Below are 15,124 nucleotides of genomic sequence, written 5' to 3'. Positions count from 1 at the left end.
CCATGCAGAACATTCCGAAAAACATGTTTGAACCAGCCGCAGCGAATGCCGGCGATGCAGAAAAAATAAGTAAAAAGAGCCTTTCCCTCTGGAAAGATGCGATGCTTCGCTTCCGCAGCAATAAGCTTGCAATGGTCGGGCTTATCATTATCGTGCTCATTGTCCTTATGGCAATTTTTGCGCCGATGTTCTCAAGGTATGATTATTCAACTACTAATCTCTTAAATGCGGATAAGCCGCCTTCAAAAGATCACTGGTTCGGCACAGATGATCTTGGACGGGACATTTTCGTCCGTACATGGGTAGGAGCGCGAATCTCAATCTTTATCGGTGTCGCAGCCGCTGTTCTTGATTTGCTGATCGGTGTCATTTGGGGGAGCATTTCAGGCTTCCGCGGAGGCAGAACGGATGAAATCATGATGCGTATCGCTGATATCCTTTGGGCAGTTCCTTCATTATTAATGGTTATCTTACTGATGGTTGTTCTTCCGAAAGGTCTATTTACGATTATTATTGCCATGACGATTACAGGCTGGATTAATATGGCCAGAATCGTGCGCGGACAAGTGCTGCAGCTGAAGAATCAGGAGTATGTGCTTGCATCACAGACACTGGGTGCAAAAACATCCCGTCTTCTGTTTAAACATATCGTGCCAAACGCAATGGGTTCTATTTTGGTCACGATGACACTGACAGTTCCTACTGCAATTTTCACAGAAGCCTTTTTAAGCTATTTGGGACTTGGTGTTCCGGCTCCGCTGGCAAGCTGGGGAACGATGGCTTCTGACGGATTGCCTGCATTGACCTATTATCCGTGGCGTTTATTCTTCCCTGCCGGATTTATCTGCATTACAATGTTTGGTTTCAACGTTGTCGGCGACGGATTAAGAGACGCATTGGATCCTAAGTTACGTAAATAAGGGAGTGATACGGGTGACACGCCTATTAGAAGTAAAAGATTTAGCAATTTCATTTAAAACATATGGCGGAGAGGTCCAGGCGATCCGCGGAGTGAATTTCCATCTGGATAAAGGGGAGACGCTGGCTATCGTCGGCGAATCAGGTTCCGGAAAAAGTGTAACCTCTCAAGCGATTATGAAGCTGATTCCAATGCCTCCGGGTTATTTCAAACGCGGTGAGATCCTGTTTGAAGGAAAGGATCTGGTGCCGCTGTCTGAAAAAGAAATGCAAAATGTCCGGGGAAAAGAGATCGGCATGATATTCCAAGATCCGATGACCTCTTTAAATCCAACGATGAAGGTCGGTAAACAAATTACGGAAGTGCTTTTTAAACACGAAAAGATCTCGAAGGAAGCGGCTAAAAAACGCGCGGTTGAACTGCTGGAATTAGTCGGTATCCCAATGCCGGAAAAGCGGGTGAACCAATTTCCGCATGAATTTTCAGGCGGGATGAGACAGAGGGTTGTCATTGCCATGGCGCTTGCAGCGAATCCGAAACTTCTGATCGCCGATGAGCCGACAACTGCTCTTGATGTAACGATTCAAGCGCAAATTTTGGAATTAATGAAGGATTTGCAAAAGAAAATTGACACGTCCATCATCTTTATCACACACGATCTTGGTGTTGTGGCTAACGTTGCTGACCGGGTCGCTGTCATGTACGCGGGACAGATTGTAGAAACCGGTACGGTAGACGAAATCTTCTACGATCCGAGACATCCGTACACTTGGGGGCTTCTTGCATCCATGCCGACACTGGAAAGTTCAGGAGAGGAAGAGCTGACTGCAATTCCGGGCACGCCGCCTGATTTGACAAACCCGCCAAAAGGAGATGCTTTTGCCCTGCGGAGCCCTTATGCGATGAAAATCGATTTTGAACAGGAGCCGCCAATGTTTAAGGTATCTGATACTCATTATGTCAAATCGTGGCTGCTTCATCCCGACGCGCCAAAGGTAGAGCCGCCAGAAGCGGTAAAAGCGAAAATGCGTAAACTGGCAAATACGTATGAAAAACCTGTCTTAGTGAGAGAAGGTGAATGAATTGACTGAAAAACTATTAGAAATCAAACATTTAAAACAGCACTTTGTCACGCCGAGAGGAACCGTTAAGGCTGTAGATGATTTATCATTTGATATCTATAAAGGTGAAACATTAGGGCTGGTTGGTGAATCTGGCTGCGGTAAATCGACAACAGGCCGAAGCATTATCAGGCTGTACGAAGCAACCGATGGTGAGGTGCTGTTTAACGGTGAAAATGTGCACGGGAAAAAATCGCGGAAAAAGCTGCTGGAATTCAACCGCAAAATGCAGATGATTTTCCAAGACCCATATGCATCCCTGAATCCGAGAATGACAGTTGCTGATATTATTGCTGAAGGCCTTGATATTCATAAGCTGGCAAAAACGAAAAAAGAGCGGATGCAGCGAGTTCATGAACTATTGGAAACAGTGGGATTGAACAAGGAACACGCGAACCGCTATCCTCATGAATTTTCCGGCGGCCAGCGCCAAAGAATCGGGATTGCCAGAGCGCTTGCTGTTGATCCGGAATTCATTATCGCGGATGAGCCGATTTCCGCTTTGGATGTATCCATTCAAGCGCAGGTCGTGAATTTAATGAAAGAACTGCAAAAAGAAAAAGGGCTCACATACCTGTTTATTGCCCACGATTTATCGATGGTCAAATACATCAGTGACCGCATTGGCGTCATGTATTTCGGGAAACTGGTTGAGCTTGCGCCGGCAGATGAGCTTTATGAAAATCCGCTTCACCCATATACAAAATCATTGCTTTCTGCGATTCCGCTTCCTGATCCGGACTATGAGAGAAATCGCGTTCGCCAGAAATATGATCCATCTGTCCATCAATTAAAGGATGGGGAAACGATGGAATTCCGTGAAGTCAAACCGGGACATTTTGTGATGTGCACGGAAGCCGAATTTAAAGCTTTTTCATGATTCATCAATCCTTCAAGAGATTTCTCTTGAAGGATTTTTTTGCGTCCTCATAGAAAGTGAGAATGATAACATTTACAATTAGAGGAAAAAGCGGAGGCGAAATACGATTCAATTTCTGCATAACAAAAATGTTTTTGCGCTATTGCTGTCTCAATCTTTTCAATCTCTAGCAGGAGTCCTCGCCACAATCGTTTTAATGGTCCGGGTCTATCAAATGACTGACTCCGTTTTTTTGGCGGGCCTTATTTTATCGTTCATGTCGTTTGCGAGTATAGCAGCAAGCTTTTGCGTCTCTCCGGTGCTTCGCATTCTCGGTTTTAAAAAGGTGCTTGCGGGAGCGAATCTGCTGAGAGCGGTCTTTACAACCCTGATGGCATACAGCGTCACTCATCACGGACAGGCATTCTTTTGGATTACGCTGCTGTTTGTGTTTTGTTTTTCCTTCGCGGGCGCTTTTTTTCAGCCGGCAAGATTTGCGCTGCTGCCGATTATTGTTCCAAAGAAGCAATATGTAAAAGCGAATGGTGTGATCTCCCTCTCGAATCAATTGTTCTTAACAGCAGGCTGGGGCCTTGGAGGCCTTCTGACGTACGCCATCCCTTTTGAACTCGTTGTCGGCGCTGCCATTTGCCTGTTTGTTCTATCGGGAGCTTCCATCAGTGTGCTGCATGTTAATGAAGAAGAGGATGCAGGAACTGCTGAAACAGCATCTGTCAGAAGTATATGGAAGGATTTAATGATCATCCCTATTGTAAGAGACATTACTGTAATGGACATGATAGAAGCTTTGGCGGGTTCCGTATGGTCATCTGCTATTCTCCTCGCATTTACTGCGGCTGTTTTGCATGAAACAGAGGTGTGGTGGGGGATGTTTAACGCTTCCTATTTTATAGGCGCAATTGTCGGCAGTGTGATTGCCATTCGTTTTTCTTCTTTTTTTGAGCGGAATATGGGCTATGCCATTATGTTCAGCTCGCTTGTAATGTCGGCGCTGACCCTTTTGTTTTCATTTTCTCCAGTCCCATTTTTATGCGCTCTGGCTTGTGCTGCAATGGGGCCTTTTTATCAGGTGCGTGATATTTGCCAGGAAACCATGCTGCAGGAGGTTATTCCCGAGCAGAAACGAATCGGAATCATGGCTGCAAAAAATGCGATTTTGACTCCTTGGTCAGGCGTCACCTACTCCATTATGGGGCTAGTGGCTGATGCTGCTGGTGCGAAAATAGCTTTTATCGCGGCTGCTGCATTATATATCATGACATTTCTGATTGCACTGGCGCAGCCCCGCCTGATTCATTACAGGCGGGAAAACCGAGTTCAATGAGATACACTTCAAAATGAACGGAGCAGCTGGCTCCGTTTTTGCTGAAAAAAAATGAAACCATGGCGGAAGTTCGCACGTCTTTATAGATGTAAGGCTGTTTAAACAAGAAGAAATGGGGTATATCTAAAAGTATGAAGACAACGAACTCATAAGGAGCAAATCAATGAACTGGTATGAAAAGCTTAGCGAGTACTTTCCAATTGAAGAAATGAAATCAAAAGCGCATATGGAAGCTCTTCTGAAAGAGCGAAGCGATATTTATCATAAAGATGAAGGCAAACATCATATTTTAATGTTTGCGGAATTCGATTCTTTTATCTTCGTTGATTATCTGTATGTGTCTAAGGATGCAAGAGGGCAGGGGCTTGGCGGCAAATTGATCGCGAAGCTGAAAAAGAAAAATAAGCCCATATTGCTCGAGGTGGAACCTGTGGATGAAGATGATACTGATACAGAAAAACGCCTGAGGTTTTATCAAAGAGAGCATTTCAAGCATGCTCAGTCAATTGGGTACCGGCGCCGGTCATTGGCTACGAATGAAGTAAACAAGATGGAGATTCTGTACTGGTCACCAAAAACAGAATCAGAAGAAGAAATTCTTGAAGCCATGAAACAAACATATGAAAACATTCATACTTATAAAGACGAGAAATGGTACGGGGAATCGTACGAAAAAACGGATGAAGTCCTGAAACTCATTGATGAAGAAAAACAAAAAAATATTTTCGATCAGTTAAGCTAATTGAGAATTAGAACATATCATGAACATTAAAAATTTGCTGGATTGACACATTTTTTTCTTAGGATACTGTTCACACTTACTTTTTTATAGTATAATACCTGTAAAGATTCCTTTTTTAGAGTAATTTCAATTTAAGAATAAAATAGATGTTCATCCTACTAATTAGAGGAGTGAAGATGAATGGTTACACTATACACATCACCAAGCTGTACTTCATGCAGAAAGGCGAGAGCGTGGCTCGAGGAGCACGATATTCCATTTGTAGAAAGAAACATTTTCTCTGAACCTTTATCAATTGATGAAATAAAACAAATTCTTCGAATGACTGAGGATGGAACAGATGAAATCATCTCAACCCGTTCAAAAGTATTCCAAAAACTGAATGTGAACGTTGAATCTATGCCGCTGCAAGATTTGTACCGCTTGATCAACGAGCATCCAGGTTTGCTTCGCCGTCCGATCATCATTGACGAAAAACGTTTGCAGGTCGGATATAACGAAGACGAAATCAGACGTTTCCTGCCAAGAAAAGTTCGCTCTTTCCAATTAAGAGAAGCACAGCGTTTGGCAAACTAATAGATCGTATCATCAAAAGAAGGCTGAGTCATCAGCCTTCTTTTATTATTTTTCAACCTGCTGGTAATAAATGCTCGCAAGAATGACAAACGCAACCGTCAAAATGGGGAGGAGCGTTTCAACTGTGTCGTGCTGCGCCATAAAAAGCGACAGCTTTTTGTCTCTGACAATCATTTCTCCGCCAGTAAAAGCAAGCAGCCCGCTTCCCGCGTAAATCAGAAGCGGTATTTTCTCTAGTGCAATATGGATGAGTTTGCTGCCCCAAATAATAACCGGAACCGATACACACAAACCTATAACAACGAGAGAAAACTCACCGTGTGATGCTCCCGCAACTGCGATGACGTTGTCCAGCGACATAAAGAGATCTGCAAGCACAATCGTTCGTATCGCTCTCCACAGGGAGGTGCTGCTTTTAATGTGTTTCGTGTCTTTTTTTTCAATCAGCAGCTGATATCCTAAATACAGCAGGAAAATTCCGCCGGCGCACTGCAAGAACGGAATGTTCAAAAGATATACTGCTGCACTTGTTAATCCGATTCTCATGGCAACGGCAATAAATGTTCCGAGAATAATGGCTTGCTGTCTTTGCTTGTCCGGCAAATGTCTGCTGGCCATGGCAATAACAACCGCGTTATCTCCGCCGAGGATCAGGTCAATCCCAACAATGACAAGCAGAGAAATCAGATAGTCATGCTCCATGAAGCGGCACCTCGCTTTCAGTCCTTCGCTTGTACTACTACTATATGAGACAGGTCATATTTTATGATATCAGCCGCCTGATCTGCCGTTTTTTAGGCAAAGGTGCATTTTTATTTCTTTTGTGACTGTTTTATCATAAAATAGAAATACAAAGGAATTCACACTGGCCTTGGTTAAGGTTAAGATGTGGACGGAATGGGTAAAGTGTAGTAAAGTACAATTAATCGGGAGCTTAGATGTCCCTTCAACATCTTATATAGAAGGGAAGGTTGGCAAATGGAAATTGAAAGAATTAACGAGCATACAGTAAAATTTTATATGTCTTACGGAGATATTGAAGATCGCGGTTTTGACAGAGAAGAAATTTGGTATAACCGTGAGCGCAGTGAAGAACTTTTCTGGGAAGTCATGGATGAAGTTCATGAAGAAGAGGAATTCGCTGTGGAAGGCCCACTTTGGATTCAAGTTCAGGCACTGGACAAAGGATTAGAAATCATCGTCACAAAAGCCCAGCTTTCCAAAGACGGACAAAAGCTCGAACTGCCGATTCCTGAGGATAAAAAGCAAGAACCAGCATCTGAGGATCTTGACGCCTTGCTGGATGATTTCCAGAAAGAAGAGCAAGCCGTCAATCAGGAAGAGAAGGAGCAAAAGCTTCAATTTGTCTTGCGATTTGGCGATTTTGAGGATGTTATTTCTCTATCTAATTTGAACGTTAACGGAAGCAAAACGACTTTATATTCGTTTGAGAACCGATATTATTTATATGTAGATTTTTACAATATGACTGATGAAGAGGTTGAAAATCAGCTAAGCATCCTGCTGGAGTACGCAACTGAATCCTCAATCAGCATACACCGTCTTGAAGAGTACGGCAAGCTGATTATTTCAGAGCATGCTCTAGAAACGATAAAAAAACACTTTGCATCATAGCAAACCGATTTCCTTCCGGAAATCGGTTTTTTTTATGCACGAAAATGCCATTTTAGAGATGTGAAAAGTCAAAAACATATAGACAAGCAGAAAATACAGCGAACAGGAGTTGATCATCTTTTCCAGAAAGTATACTTCATCTGGAAAGGAGAGATGACAATTGTTTAGTGCTGTGACTGAAGACGGCCAACTGTTTCACCTTCTAGGCGCTCAGCAAAACCAGAAATTAAAGCGGAGACGGTTCTTCTGTCCGGTATGCGGGGGAGAGCTAGCTGTGAAGCTCGGACTTCAAAAAGCGCCGCATTTTGCCCATAAACAGAACAAGTCCTGCTCCATAGACATCGAACCGGAAAGCGCCTACCACTTAGAAGGAAAAAGACAGCTGTATGTATGGCTGAAAACACAACGGGCTTCGCCAATATTGGAGCCGTATATAAGGACAATCAACCAAAGACCGGACGTCATGGCAAGGATCAAGGAGCATATGCTTGCTGTTGAATATCAATGCGCCACTATCGCTCCAGATGTCTTTCAAAAGCGGACAGAGGGCTTCAAACAAGAAGGAATCATCCCGCAGTGGATTATGGGATACAGCCGCTTAAAACGGACTGCTTCGTCCTTTTATCAGCTTTCAGCTTTTCATTGGCAGTTTATCAATGCAAGTCCATACAGAGAGCTGATATGTTATTGTCCTGAAAGGCGTTCTTTTCTCCGGCTCAGCCACATCATTCCATTCTACACAAACCATTCTTATTCCTCAGTCCAAACGATCCCTATCCATCGGGCAGGTGCAGACGATCTTTTTTTCACTGAACCGAAACCCTCAATTCAATATTCAGGCTGGACGAAAGCGATTCACCGTTTTCGCCATAAACCCCATCGGTTTAACTCAAAGGAAATAAATCGCCTTAGGCTGCTGTTTTATGAGAAACGGCAGACGCCTTTTTCTTTTCTGCCGACTGAAGTGTTTGTTCCTGTTAGAAAAGGGGCAGTTTTTAAGAGTCCGGTTTTTGTGTGGCAGGGGTTTCTTTATTTGTTTATGACGGATCTTGGAGGTAAACGTGCGCCAATTCGTTTTTCAGCCGTTTTGCAGCAGTGCAAACTGCACATTCATAATAAGAACATTGCACTCAGGTTTGAATGCAGCGAAGAGTGTCTTTCAGAAGCGGTTAAACAGTATATTGATTTTTTGTGCAAGAAGGGATTTTTAAGGGAGACTCAGAAAGAAGTATATGTGCTGAATCAGCCTGCAGGCGGCATACACTCCATGCAGGATCTCATAGAAAGAGACCGCAGCTGTTTTATAGAATGAGTTTGTCTTATTTGGCTCACCCTAAGACAAAGGTGGTGGGCAGGCTGTGAAAGGCACAAAAGGAAAGGTTTTTCGTGTTTTTACTGCTTTTTTGGCATTCGTTCTCTTCATTACTGCATATGATTTGACAAAAGGCAGTGAAAAACCGGAAGATATTCACAACACAAGTTTATTGAGAAACAGCTGTTTTTTCAATTGGCTTGAATCAAAGAAGACGAGGGGGATCACCATGGCTGAGGAAAAAAAAGCAAACCAACTGCCTGACAGAAGTGAGGTAAAGGCAGAAGACACATGGAGACTTGAGGATATTTTTCCTAGTGATGAGGCCTGGAATAAAGAATTTCAAGCTGTAAAAGAATTAATTCCGAATTTATCTAAGTATAAAGGAAAGCTGGCAGATTCAGCTGATCATTTATACGAGGCTCTTACGTATCAAGATAAAGTGATGGAGCGGCTAGGTAGGCTGTACACATATGCGCATATGCGCTCAGACCAGGATACTGGGAACTCCTTTTACCAGGGGCTGAATGACAAGGCGGGAAACCTGTATACACAGGCTGCAAGCGCGACAGCTTATTTGGTTCCGGAGATTTTATCCATAGAAGAAGACAAACTGCAGCAGTTCATTCTTGAAAAAGAAGAGTTGAAGCTGTACTCTCATGCGATTGAGGAGATTACAAAGGAACGTCCGCATGTGCTGAGCGAGAAGGAAGAGGCGCTGCTTGCTGAAGCTTCCGAGGTACTTGGGTCATCTTCAAATACATTCAGCGTGTTAAATAACGCAGATATTACGTTCCCGTCCATTAAAGACGAAGATGGGAATGAAAAACAGATCACTCACGGTAACTTTATTAATTTCTTGGAAAGTGAAAACCGTGAAGTCCGCAAAAATGCGTTTGACGCAGTGTATAAAACGTACGGACAATATAAAAACACAATGGCCACGACGCTTAGCGGCACTGTGAAAAAGGACAACTTCTACGCGAGAGTGAAAAAGTACAAGTCAGCGCGTGAGGCTGCGCTTTCTAACAACAGTATTCCTGAGGAAGTCTACGATAACCTTGTTAAGACGATTAATAAGCATTTGCCGCTCCTGCACCGCTATATCGCGCTAAGAAAGAAAGTGCTTGAGCTTGATGAAGTGCATATCTATGACCTGTATACACCGCTTGTGAAAGATGCTGGGATGAAGGTGACATACGAGGAAGCCAAAGATTACATGCTGAAAGGCCTTGCACCTTTAGGGGAAGAATATGCCTCTATCCTAAAAGAAGGACTGGAAAACCGCTGGGTGGACGTTTACGAAAATAAAGGCAAACGCAATGGGGCTTATTCATCAGGAGCTTACGGCACGAATCCGTATATTTTGATGAACTGGCATAATAACGTCAATAATCTCTTTACGCTCGTGCACGAGTTTGGACATTCCGTACACAGCTACTATACGAGAAAGCACCAGCCTTATCCATATGGCAATTACAGTATCTTTGTCGCGGAAGTTGCCTCTACGACAAATGAAGCGCTCCTTGGCGAATATTTGCTGAACAATTTAGAGGATGAAAAACAGCGCTTATATATTCTCAACCATATGCTTGAGGGCTTCAGGGGAACGGTCTTCAGACAAACGATGTTCGCTGAATTTGAACATCTGATCCATACAAAGGCGCAAGAAGGCGAGCCGCTTACACCTGAGCTTCTGACAAATGTCTATTACGACCTGAATAAAAAGTATTTTGGAGACGGCATGGTGATTGATAAGGAAATCGGCCTTGAATGGTCGCGTATTCCGCACTTCTATTACAATTACTATGTGTATCAGTATGCGACAGGGTACAGCGCTGCCCAAGCATTAAGCAGCCAGATTTTGAAGGAAGGAAAGCCGGCGGTTGACCGTTATATTGACTTCCTGAAAGCGGGAAGCTCACAATACCCGATTGATGTCCTGAAAAAAGCGGGTGTTGATATGACGTCTCCAGAGCCAATCGAAGCCGCGTGCAAAATGTTTGAAGAAAAACTTGATGAAATGGAAGAGCTGCTGATGAAAGTCAAGCAGTCTTAAAAAAGTAAGCCTGTGCGGAAATGACGCACAGGCTTTTTTAAAACCCTTTAAAGGTTTTTCGGTGATTCAAGCGGTAGAGGGTAAACAAAATAGACAGAAACAGCAGAGGAGAGGTAATATAAAGCGGCAGCATATGCATCATGCCTAAGATATTCAAGCAGAAAAAAACAGCAATGCACACAATTGAGATCAAAGTAGACATCATGGCGGTCCTCCTCGTCCTTTTTCCTTATAAGGATATGAGTGAATGCACTTCGTTATGTTTTGTGACAAAAATATGAACATTAAGCATAGAGGTTGTCAAAAGTCGACATCTTTTGTTATCATAAGGATGTGAAATTGATCACAAACAAACATTACCCCTTTGTTTGACCGTGAAAAATTTCTCCCATCCCCTTTGTTGTCGTTAAGACATATGAAACCGCGCTTATCCCGGCGCGGTTTCTTTAGTGCTAAAAACAGAACATATGTTTGGTTATGGCGTAAAAAAACAGCCTCAAGCATATGCACGCCTGCGGCTATTTTTCACATGATTGATATTCATCAGAATAAGTGCTGAGAGACTTCCAAAACATTCCGTGTTTGGCTTCCACTTTGGCAACCTTTTTAGCAAACGCCAGTTTTTTCATTTCTTTTTCTACCTCTTCAAGGCTCAGGTCATATACAAGAGCAATTTCCTTCGAGGCAACGAAGCGGAAATATTCAATAAAACATTCTAAAGGCGGTGTTTCCGACGGCTTCGGCTCGTCGCCAAGCATCTCAAATAAAATTTCTTCATATACATCATATGAGTAGCTGCCAGGAACTTTAAGCCCTTCATCCTCATGCTGCGTATTAAAAAACGTCAGTGTCGGATTAACAGAAACATCCATCTCAGCAGCAATTTTCATGTCACATTGAAGCGCCTTGACCGCACTTTGAGAATGCAGATCTTTTTTGAATTCTTCAAGATCGAGACTTGTATTTTCAGCAATCTCCAAAAGCACGTTTTCATCCGTAATATTTTTCTTTGAAACAAATAGGCTCTCCTGCATATTTCTGAGAAATTGCATGCCGGCTTTTCGTCCTTGCAATTCGGCTGCTTTAAAAGCGAGAGCAGCCATATAAGGCGATGAAAGCGGCTGATCCTGTTCGAACCAGACATTGCCGTCACATGACATGCCAGAGCGGCTCGCGATCTTTTCCCATGCTTCTGCGAGAAGATGCTTTTTTCGCTTTTTATTTAAAGCGGTAAGGCTTGCGGAAGCGATAATGCGTAAGGTGAAAAAACGTCCGTATCTGATTTTTAGCTTTTTGATGACGGGCTCTAAGGACCAGCATTCTGGACATAAAGGGTCTACAAACATATAAATTTCAAGCGGTTTTTTTGGATGACCGTGGCAATGGGCGAAGTATAGCTCATGCTGATAGTTTGTCAAGATGATCGATCCTCCGCTTCCGTTTGATTCACCATATGCCTTGCTGTCAACTCCAGCCGGCCAAACAAAAACTCACGAATTTCGCCCTCCAGCCCTACATGGTCCATTGCGTCCTTCATACAGCTGAGCCACGCATCAGCTCTCTCGTTTGTAATTGGAAAGGGAAGATGCCTTGCTCTGAGCATAGGATGGCCGTGCTCCTCGGTATAAAGCGGAGGCCCGCCTAAATACTGAGTTAAGAATTGCTTCTGTTTCCTAGCGGTTTCTGTCAAATCGCTTGGAAAAATCGGCTTCAGCAAAGGATGAGACGCGACACGCTCATAAAAAGTATCAACAAGTTGCGATAGAAGTTCTTCTCCAATCGCTTCATAAGGTGCGTTAAACGATTGTCCCATGTTGACTACTCCTTTAAATATGGCTAATAGGAATCATAAATCCTATTGCAAAAAGTAATTTTCTGTATTTCATTGTTTCATCTAGATTTATTTTAGCAACAAGGCATCATTTCTACAAACAAACTGCCTTTTATGCGTTTGATGACTCATTTCGGCTGACAGCCGGGGTTTGTATTTCATATCATATCACATAAAAATCAGGAATGCGTAAGATTTCACTTCGCAAAAAAACCAGAGGGAAAGAGCACCTCTGGTTACGCGTAATAAGCTGAAGTTATTTTTTTTACATAGTTTTGCGTTTCTTGGAAAGGAGGAATGCCTCCGTATCGGTCAACATTCCCCGGTCCGGCGTTGTAAGCCGCTAATGCCATAGACACATTGCCGTCGTATTTATCCAGCATTTGTTTTAAATATTTCGTTCCGCCCTCCACATTTTGCTGCGGATCAAGCGGATTGGAAACGCCAAGTGAGCTTGCTGTTGACGGCATCAGCTGCATGAGGCCCATCGCACCTGCTCCGCTGACCGCTTTTGCATTAAAGCCTGATTCCTGTTTGATGACGACACGGATCAGTTTTTCATCAACGCCATATTTATCAGCGGCTTTTTTAATCGCACTGTCAATAGAAAAGTCTCCCGAACTGATCTGATTTGCTCCATGTTTGTTTGAAGCTGAATCTGCAGCAGCTGTTTTAGTGCTTTCTGCCGCTTTTGTGATTGAACCTGAATTGCTGCTTGTATATGAGTTAAGCCCATACGCTGAAAGCAGTGGCGGCGCTGTTGTATTCGCGCTGTTCAGCATGCTGAGCGGGCTTGGCGATGAAGAAGGTGCTGATTGCTGAGATGCCAGACCGTTTGTATATTGGCTGAGCAAAGAACTGAAACTTGAAAGCGGGCTTTCCGTATTCTGATTGTCCGAGCTGCTGCGTGCATTAGATATGGACTGTAGTGCCTGAAGCTGAAGTAAAGCTGCCCAATTCGTTACATTCACGATGTCATTCCACCTTATATAGACTTTCGTTTTTCTTCATAAAAACGCAGAATTTTATTTTTGGTTTCGCGCTGAGGAATGCTGAATTGCTGAAGCAGCTTTTCGAAGGCTTGTCTGCCCTCATGCCAATCCGCCGCCTCAAATTCAATTTCATAGTCCTCTTTATTTAAATATCGGCTGTGGTCTAAAACTATTAAGCCTTTTTCTGTTTCTTTTTCCGCACGGTTTGTTGCTAAAGATCCAAAGTATTGAATGGCATCCGTATCGATCTGAAGCTTGTGCAGCTGGTCCTTCACGAGGCCCTCGGGAACTGAAAATCCAGCGAGATCTGATATCTCTGAAAGCTGCTGGTGCGTTTCCAGAAGCCCCACATCAGCCGGCTCCTTTAATGTAAGGACATACTTTCCGTTTTTTCTGCGGATACGAAGCGCAGCATGTTTTTGTTTCAGCGCGAAGCTGTCTGTATCAAAATAATGATTCTTTTGATCTGTAAAATCTTTTTCTGTCAGCTGGAGTGCCGCTGCTATGTTTTTGAATTCTTGTTTGGTCAGCATGTTTTTAAATTCGATTTCAATTTCCTGGCTCATGATGCTCTTCCTTTCCGCCCTGTAAATCTTATTTTTACTATTATCTCTTTAGATGTTAGGTTTATCAATATCGAGCTCGATATGATAAAATGAATCTGTACTTTGTTTAAAAAAGGAGAGCATTATGCAAAACAGAATCGAAATTTTGAATGCAACATTATCGGATGATCAGCTTCGCCTCGCCTGTCAGACAGAAGGAAACGAAGCGGAACGCAAGCCGTCAGGTCAAATGCTTGTTGATTCTGACCACTTTGCTTTTGTATACATACTTGAATTAGCTGATTCTTTTGAATATGTCATTATAAAGGAACATGTATGGCCGGAACTGAAGCAGGCCCATGCACAAAAAATACCGGTTGTTTTAGAGGCAGGAGACCAAACAATTGAACTGGCAGGCCTGCATGAGGAGCTGGAATATCTTTTAGAAAATATAAAAGATAATGCAAACTATGGAGAAGAAATGGAAGAAAAAGTGAAACGCGTGTTTTTATAGAAACTGGTTCGGAATTGGGGGATGTATGATGGATGACAAACAATGGGAGCGTTTTTTAGTGCCGTACCGCCAGGCTGTCGAAGAGTTGAAAGTGAAGCTCAAGGGGATCCGTACACTATATGAATACGAGGACGACCATTCACCGATCGAATTTGTGACCGGACGCGTCAAGCCTGTGGCGAGCATACTTGAAAAAGCGAGACGGAAAAGCATACCGCTGCATGAAATTGAAACCATGCAGGACATTGCTGGCCTTAGAATCATGTGCCAATTTGTCGATGACATCCAAATCGTAAAAGAGATGCTTTTTGCCAGAAAAGATTTCACCGTTGTGGATCAGAGGGATTATATTGCGGAACATAAAGAGAGCGGATACCGATCATACCATCTTGTTGTGCTGTACCCTTTGCAGACGGTATCCGGAGAAAAGCATGTTCTCGTAGAAATACAGATCCGTACACTGGCGATGAATTTTTGGGCGACCATTGAGCATTCATTGAATTATAAATACAGCGGAAACATTCCTGAAAAAGTAAAACTAAGGCTTCAGCGCGCTTCTGAAGCGGCTTCCCGGCTTGATGAAGAGATGTCGGAGATCAGGGGTGAAGTACAGGAAGCTCAAGCTGCCTTTTCAAGAAAGAAAAAAGGAAGCGAGCAACAATAGGTAAAGGGGA

Annotated in this window: 19 protein-coding genes; 12 read left to right on the top strand and 7 right to left on the bottom strand. The window is 43.2% G+C overall.

Annotated elements, in window-relative coordinates; genetic code table 11:
- The first annotated feature begins 2 nt into the window (after positions 1-2).
- The 6 genes from oppC (at position 3) to spx (ending at position 5,562) form a co-directional block, all read left to right on the top strand.
- Positions 3-920, top strand: coding sequence for an oligopeptide ABC transporter permease OppC (gene oppC / locus M1D94_RS15110; RefSeq protein ID WP_038828814.1), 918 nt, complete (start codon positions 3-5; stop codon positions 918-920).
- Positions 921-924: 4 nt separating this feature from the next.
- Positions 925-2,001 carry an oligopeptide ABC transporter ATP-binding protein OppD gene (gene oppD, locus M1D94_RS15105; protein WP_015252358.1) on the top strand — a complete coding sequence of 359 codons (1,077 nt, stop codon included), beginning with the start codon at positions 925-927 and terminating at the stop codon, positions 1,999-2,001.
- A 1-nt stretch (position 2,002) separates the two neighbouring features.
- Positions 2,003-2,920, top strand: coding sequence for an oligopeptide ABC transporter ATP-binding protein OppF (oppF, locus tag M1D94_RS15100; RefSeq protein ID WP_003239287.1), 918 nt, complete (start codon positions 2,003-2,005; stop codon positions 2,918-2,920).
- Between the two features lie 106 nt (positions 2,921-3,026).
- Complete coding sequence (locus tag M1D94_RS15095) at positions 3,027-4,244, top strand: MFS transporter (protein ID WP_072175656.1); 1,218 nt, start codon at positions 3,027-3,029, stop codon at positions 4,242-4,244.
- A 163-nt stretch (positions 4,245-4,407) separates the two neighbouring features.
- Entirely contained in the window at positions 4,408-4,986 is a 579-nt protein-coding gene (locus M1D94_RS15090; protein ID WP_003224597.1) for a GNAT family N-acetyltransferase, read from the top strand.
- A 180-nt stretch (positions 4,987-5,166) separates the two neighbouring features.
- Positions 5,167-5,562, top strand: coding sequence for a transcriptional regulator Spx (gene spx, locus M1D94_RS15085; protein WP_014476435.1), 396 nt, complete (start codon positions 5,167-5,169; stop codon positions 5,560-5,562).
- 45 nt (positions 5,563-5,607) lie between these two features.
- On the opposite strand, the gene M1D94_RS15080 is transcribed toward spx, so the two are convergent.
- Positions 5,608-6,264 carry a TerC family protein gene (locus M1D94_RS15080; protein WP_101501995.1) on the bottom strand — a complete coding sequence of 219 codons (657 nt, stop codon included), beginning with the start codon at positions 6,262-6,264 and terminating at the stop codon, positions 5,608-5,610.
- Positions 6,265-6,433: 169 nt separating this feature from the next.
- On the opposite strand from M1D94_RS15080, the gene M1D94_RS15075 reads away from it, so the two are divergent.
- Entirely contained in the window at positions 6,434-6,574 is a 141-nt protein-coding gene (locus tag M1D94_RS15075; RefSeq protein WP_119122854.1) for a hypothetical protein, read from the top strand.
- Entirely contained in the window at positions 6,541-7,197 is a 657-nt protein-coding gene (gene mecA / locus M1D94_RS15070) for an adaptor protein MecA (RefSeq protein ID WP_456270270.1), read from the top strand. The genes M1D94_RS15075 and mecA overlap by 34 nt, the downstream gene beginning before the upstream one ends.
- Here mecA and M1D94_RS15065 read toward each other — a convergent pair.
- Positions 7,192-7,314 carry a hypothetical protein gene (locus tag M1D94_RS15065; protein WP_124059721.1) on the bottom strand — a complete coding sequence of 41 codons (123 nt, stop codon included), beginning with the start codon at positions 7,312-7,314 and terminating at the stop codon, positions 7,192-7,194. The two genes, mecA and M1D94_RS15065, sit on opposite strands and share 6 nt — an antisense overlap.
- 73 nt (positions 7,315-7,387) lie before the next feature.
- Between M1D94_RS15065 and coiA the strand changes: the two genes are divergently transcribed.
- Positions 7,388-8,509, top strand: coding sequence for a competence protein CoiA (gene coiA / locus M1D94_RS15060; protein WP_237984014.1), 1,122 nt, complete (start codon positions 7,388-7,390; stop codon positions 8,507-8,509).
- A 229-nt stretch (positions 8,510-8,738) separates the two neighbouring features.
- Positions 8,739-10,568: an oligoendopeptidase F gene (gene pepF / locus M1D94_RS15055; RefSeq protein ID WP_003245178.1), complete on the top strand. Its 1,830-nt coding sequence runs from the start codon at positions 8,739-8,741 to the stop codon at positions 10,566-10,568.
- 37 nt (positions 10,569-10,605) lie between these two features.
- On the opposite strand, the gene M1D94_RS15050 is transcribed toward pepF, so the two are convergent.
- The 5 genes from M1D94_RS15050 to M1D94_RS15030 all read right to left on the bottom strand — a co-directional run bounded on the left by M1D94_RS15050 (position 10,606) and on the right by M1D94_RS15030 (position 13,957).
- Positions 10,606-10,773, bottom strand: coding sequence for a hypothetical protein (locus M1D94_RS15050; protein WP_003244944.1), 168 nt, complete (start codon positions 10,771-10,773; stop codon positions 10,606-10,608).
- 313 nt (positions 10,774-11,086) lie between these two features.
- Positions 11,087-11,986 carry a protease adaptor protein SpxH gene (spxH, locus tag M1D94_RS15045; protein ID WP_003245184.1) on the bottom strand — a complete coding sequence of 300 codons (900 nt, stop codon included), beginning with the start codon at positions 11,984-11,986 and terminating at the stop codon, positions 11,087-11,089.
- Positions 11,983-12,381, bottom strand: coding sequence for a globin domain-containing protein (locus M1D94_RS15040; RefSeq protein WP_003232928.1), 399 nt, complete (start codon positions 12,379-12,381; stop codon positions 11,983-11,985). The genes spxH and M1D94_RS15040 overlap by 4 nt, the downstream gene beginning before the upstream one ends.
- Positions 12,382-12,635: 254 nt before the next feature.
- Positions 12,636-13,370, bottom strand: a complete 735-nt coding sequence (gene cwlQ / locus M1D94_RS15035; RefSeq protein ID WP_249848280.1) for a bifunctional muramidase/murein lytic transglycosylase — start codon at positions 13,368-13,370, stop codon at positions 12,636-12,638.
- Between the two features lie 14 nt (positions 13,371-13,384).
- Positions 13,385-13,957, bottom strand: a complete 573-nt coding sequence (locus M1D94_RS15030) for a CYTH domain-containing protein (RefSeq protein WP_103803610.1) — start codon at positions 13,955-13,957, stop codon at positions 13,385-13,387.
- A 124-nt stretch (positions 13,958-14,081) separates the two neighbouring features.
- Here M1D94_RS15030 and M1D94_RS15025 point away from each other — a divergent pair, with 124 nt between their 5' ends.
- Both M1D94_RS15025 and yjbM read left to right on the top strand, forming a co-directional pair.
- Positions 14,082-14,450 (top strand): UPF0738 family protein, encoded by a 369-nt coding sequence (locus M1D94_RS15025; protein WP_003232922.1) that lies wholly within the window; start codon positions 14,082-14,084, stop codon positions 14,448-14,450.
- Between the two features lie 28 nt (positions 14,451-14,478).
- Positions 14,479-15,114: a GTP diphosphokinase gene (gene yjbM / locus M1D94_RS15020; protein ID WP_003245294.1), complete on the top strand. Its 636-nt coding sequence runs from the start codon at positions 14,479-14,481 to the stop codon at positions 15,112-15,114.
- The last annotated feature ends 10 nt before the right edge of the window (positions 15,115-15,124 follow it).

The organism is Bacillus sp. JZ109 (assembly GCF_053903135.1).
The sequence above is the reverse complement of the archived record's forward strand: the minus strand, read 5'-3'. Positions and strand labels throughout refer to the sequence as shown.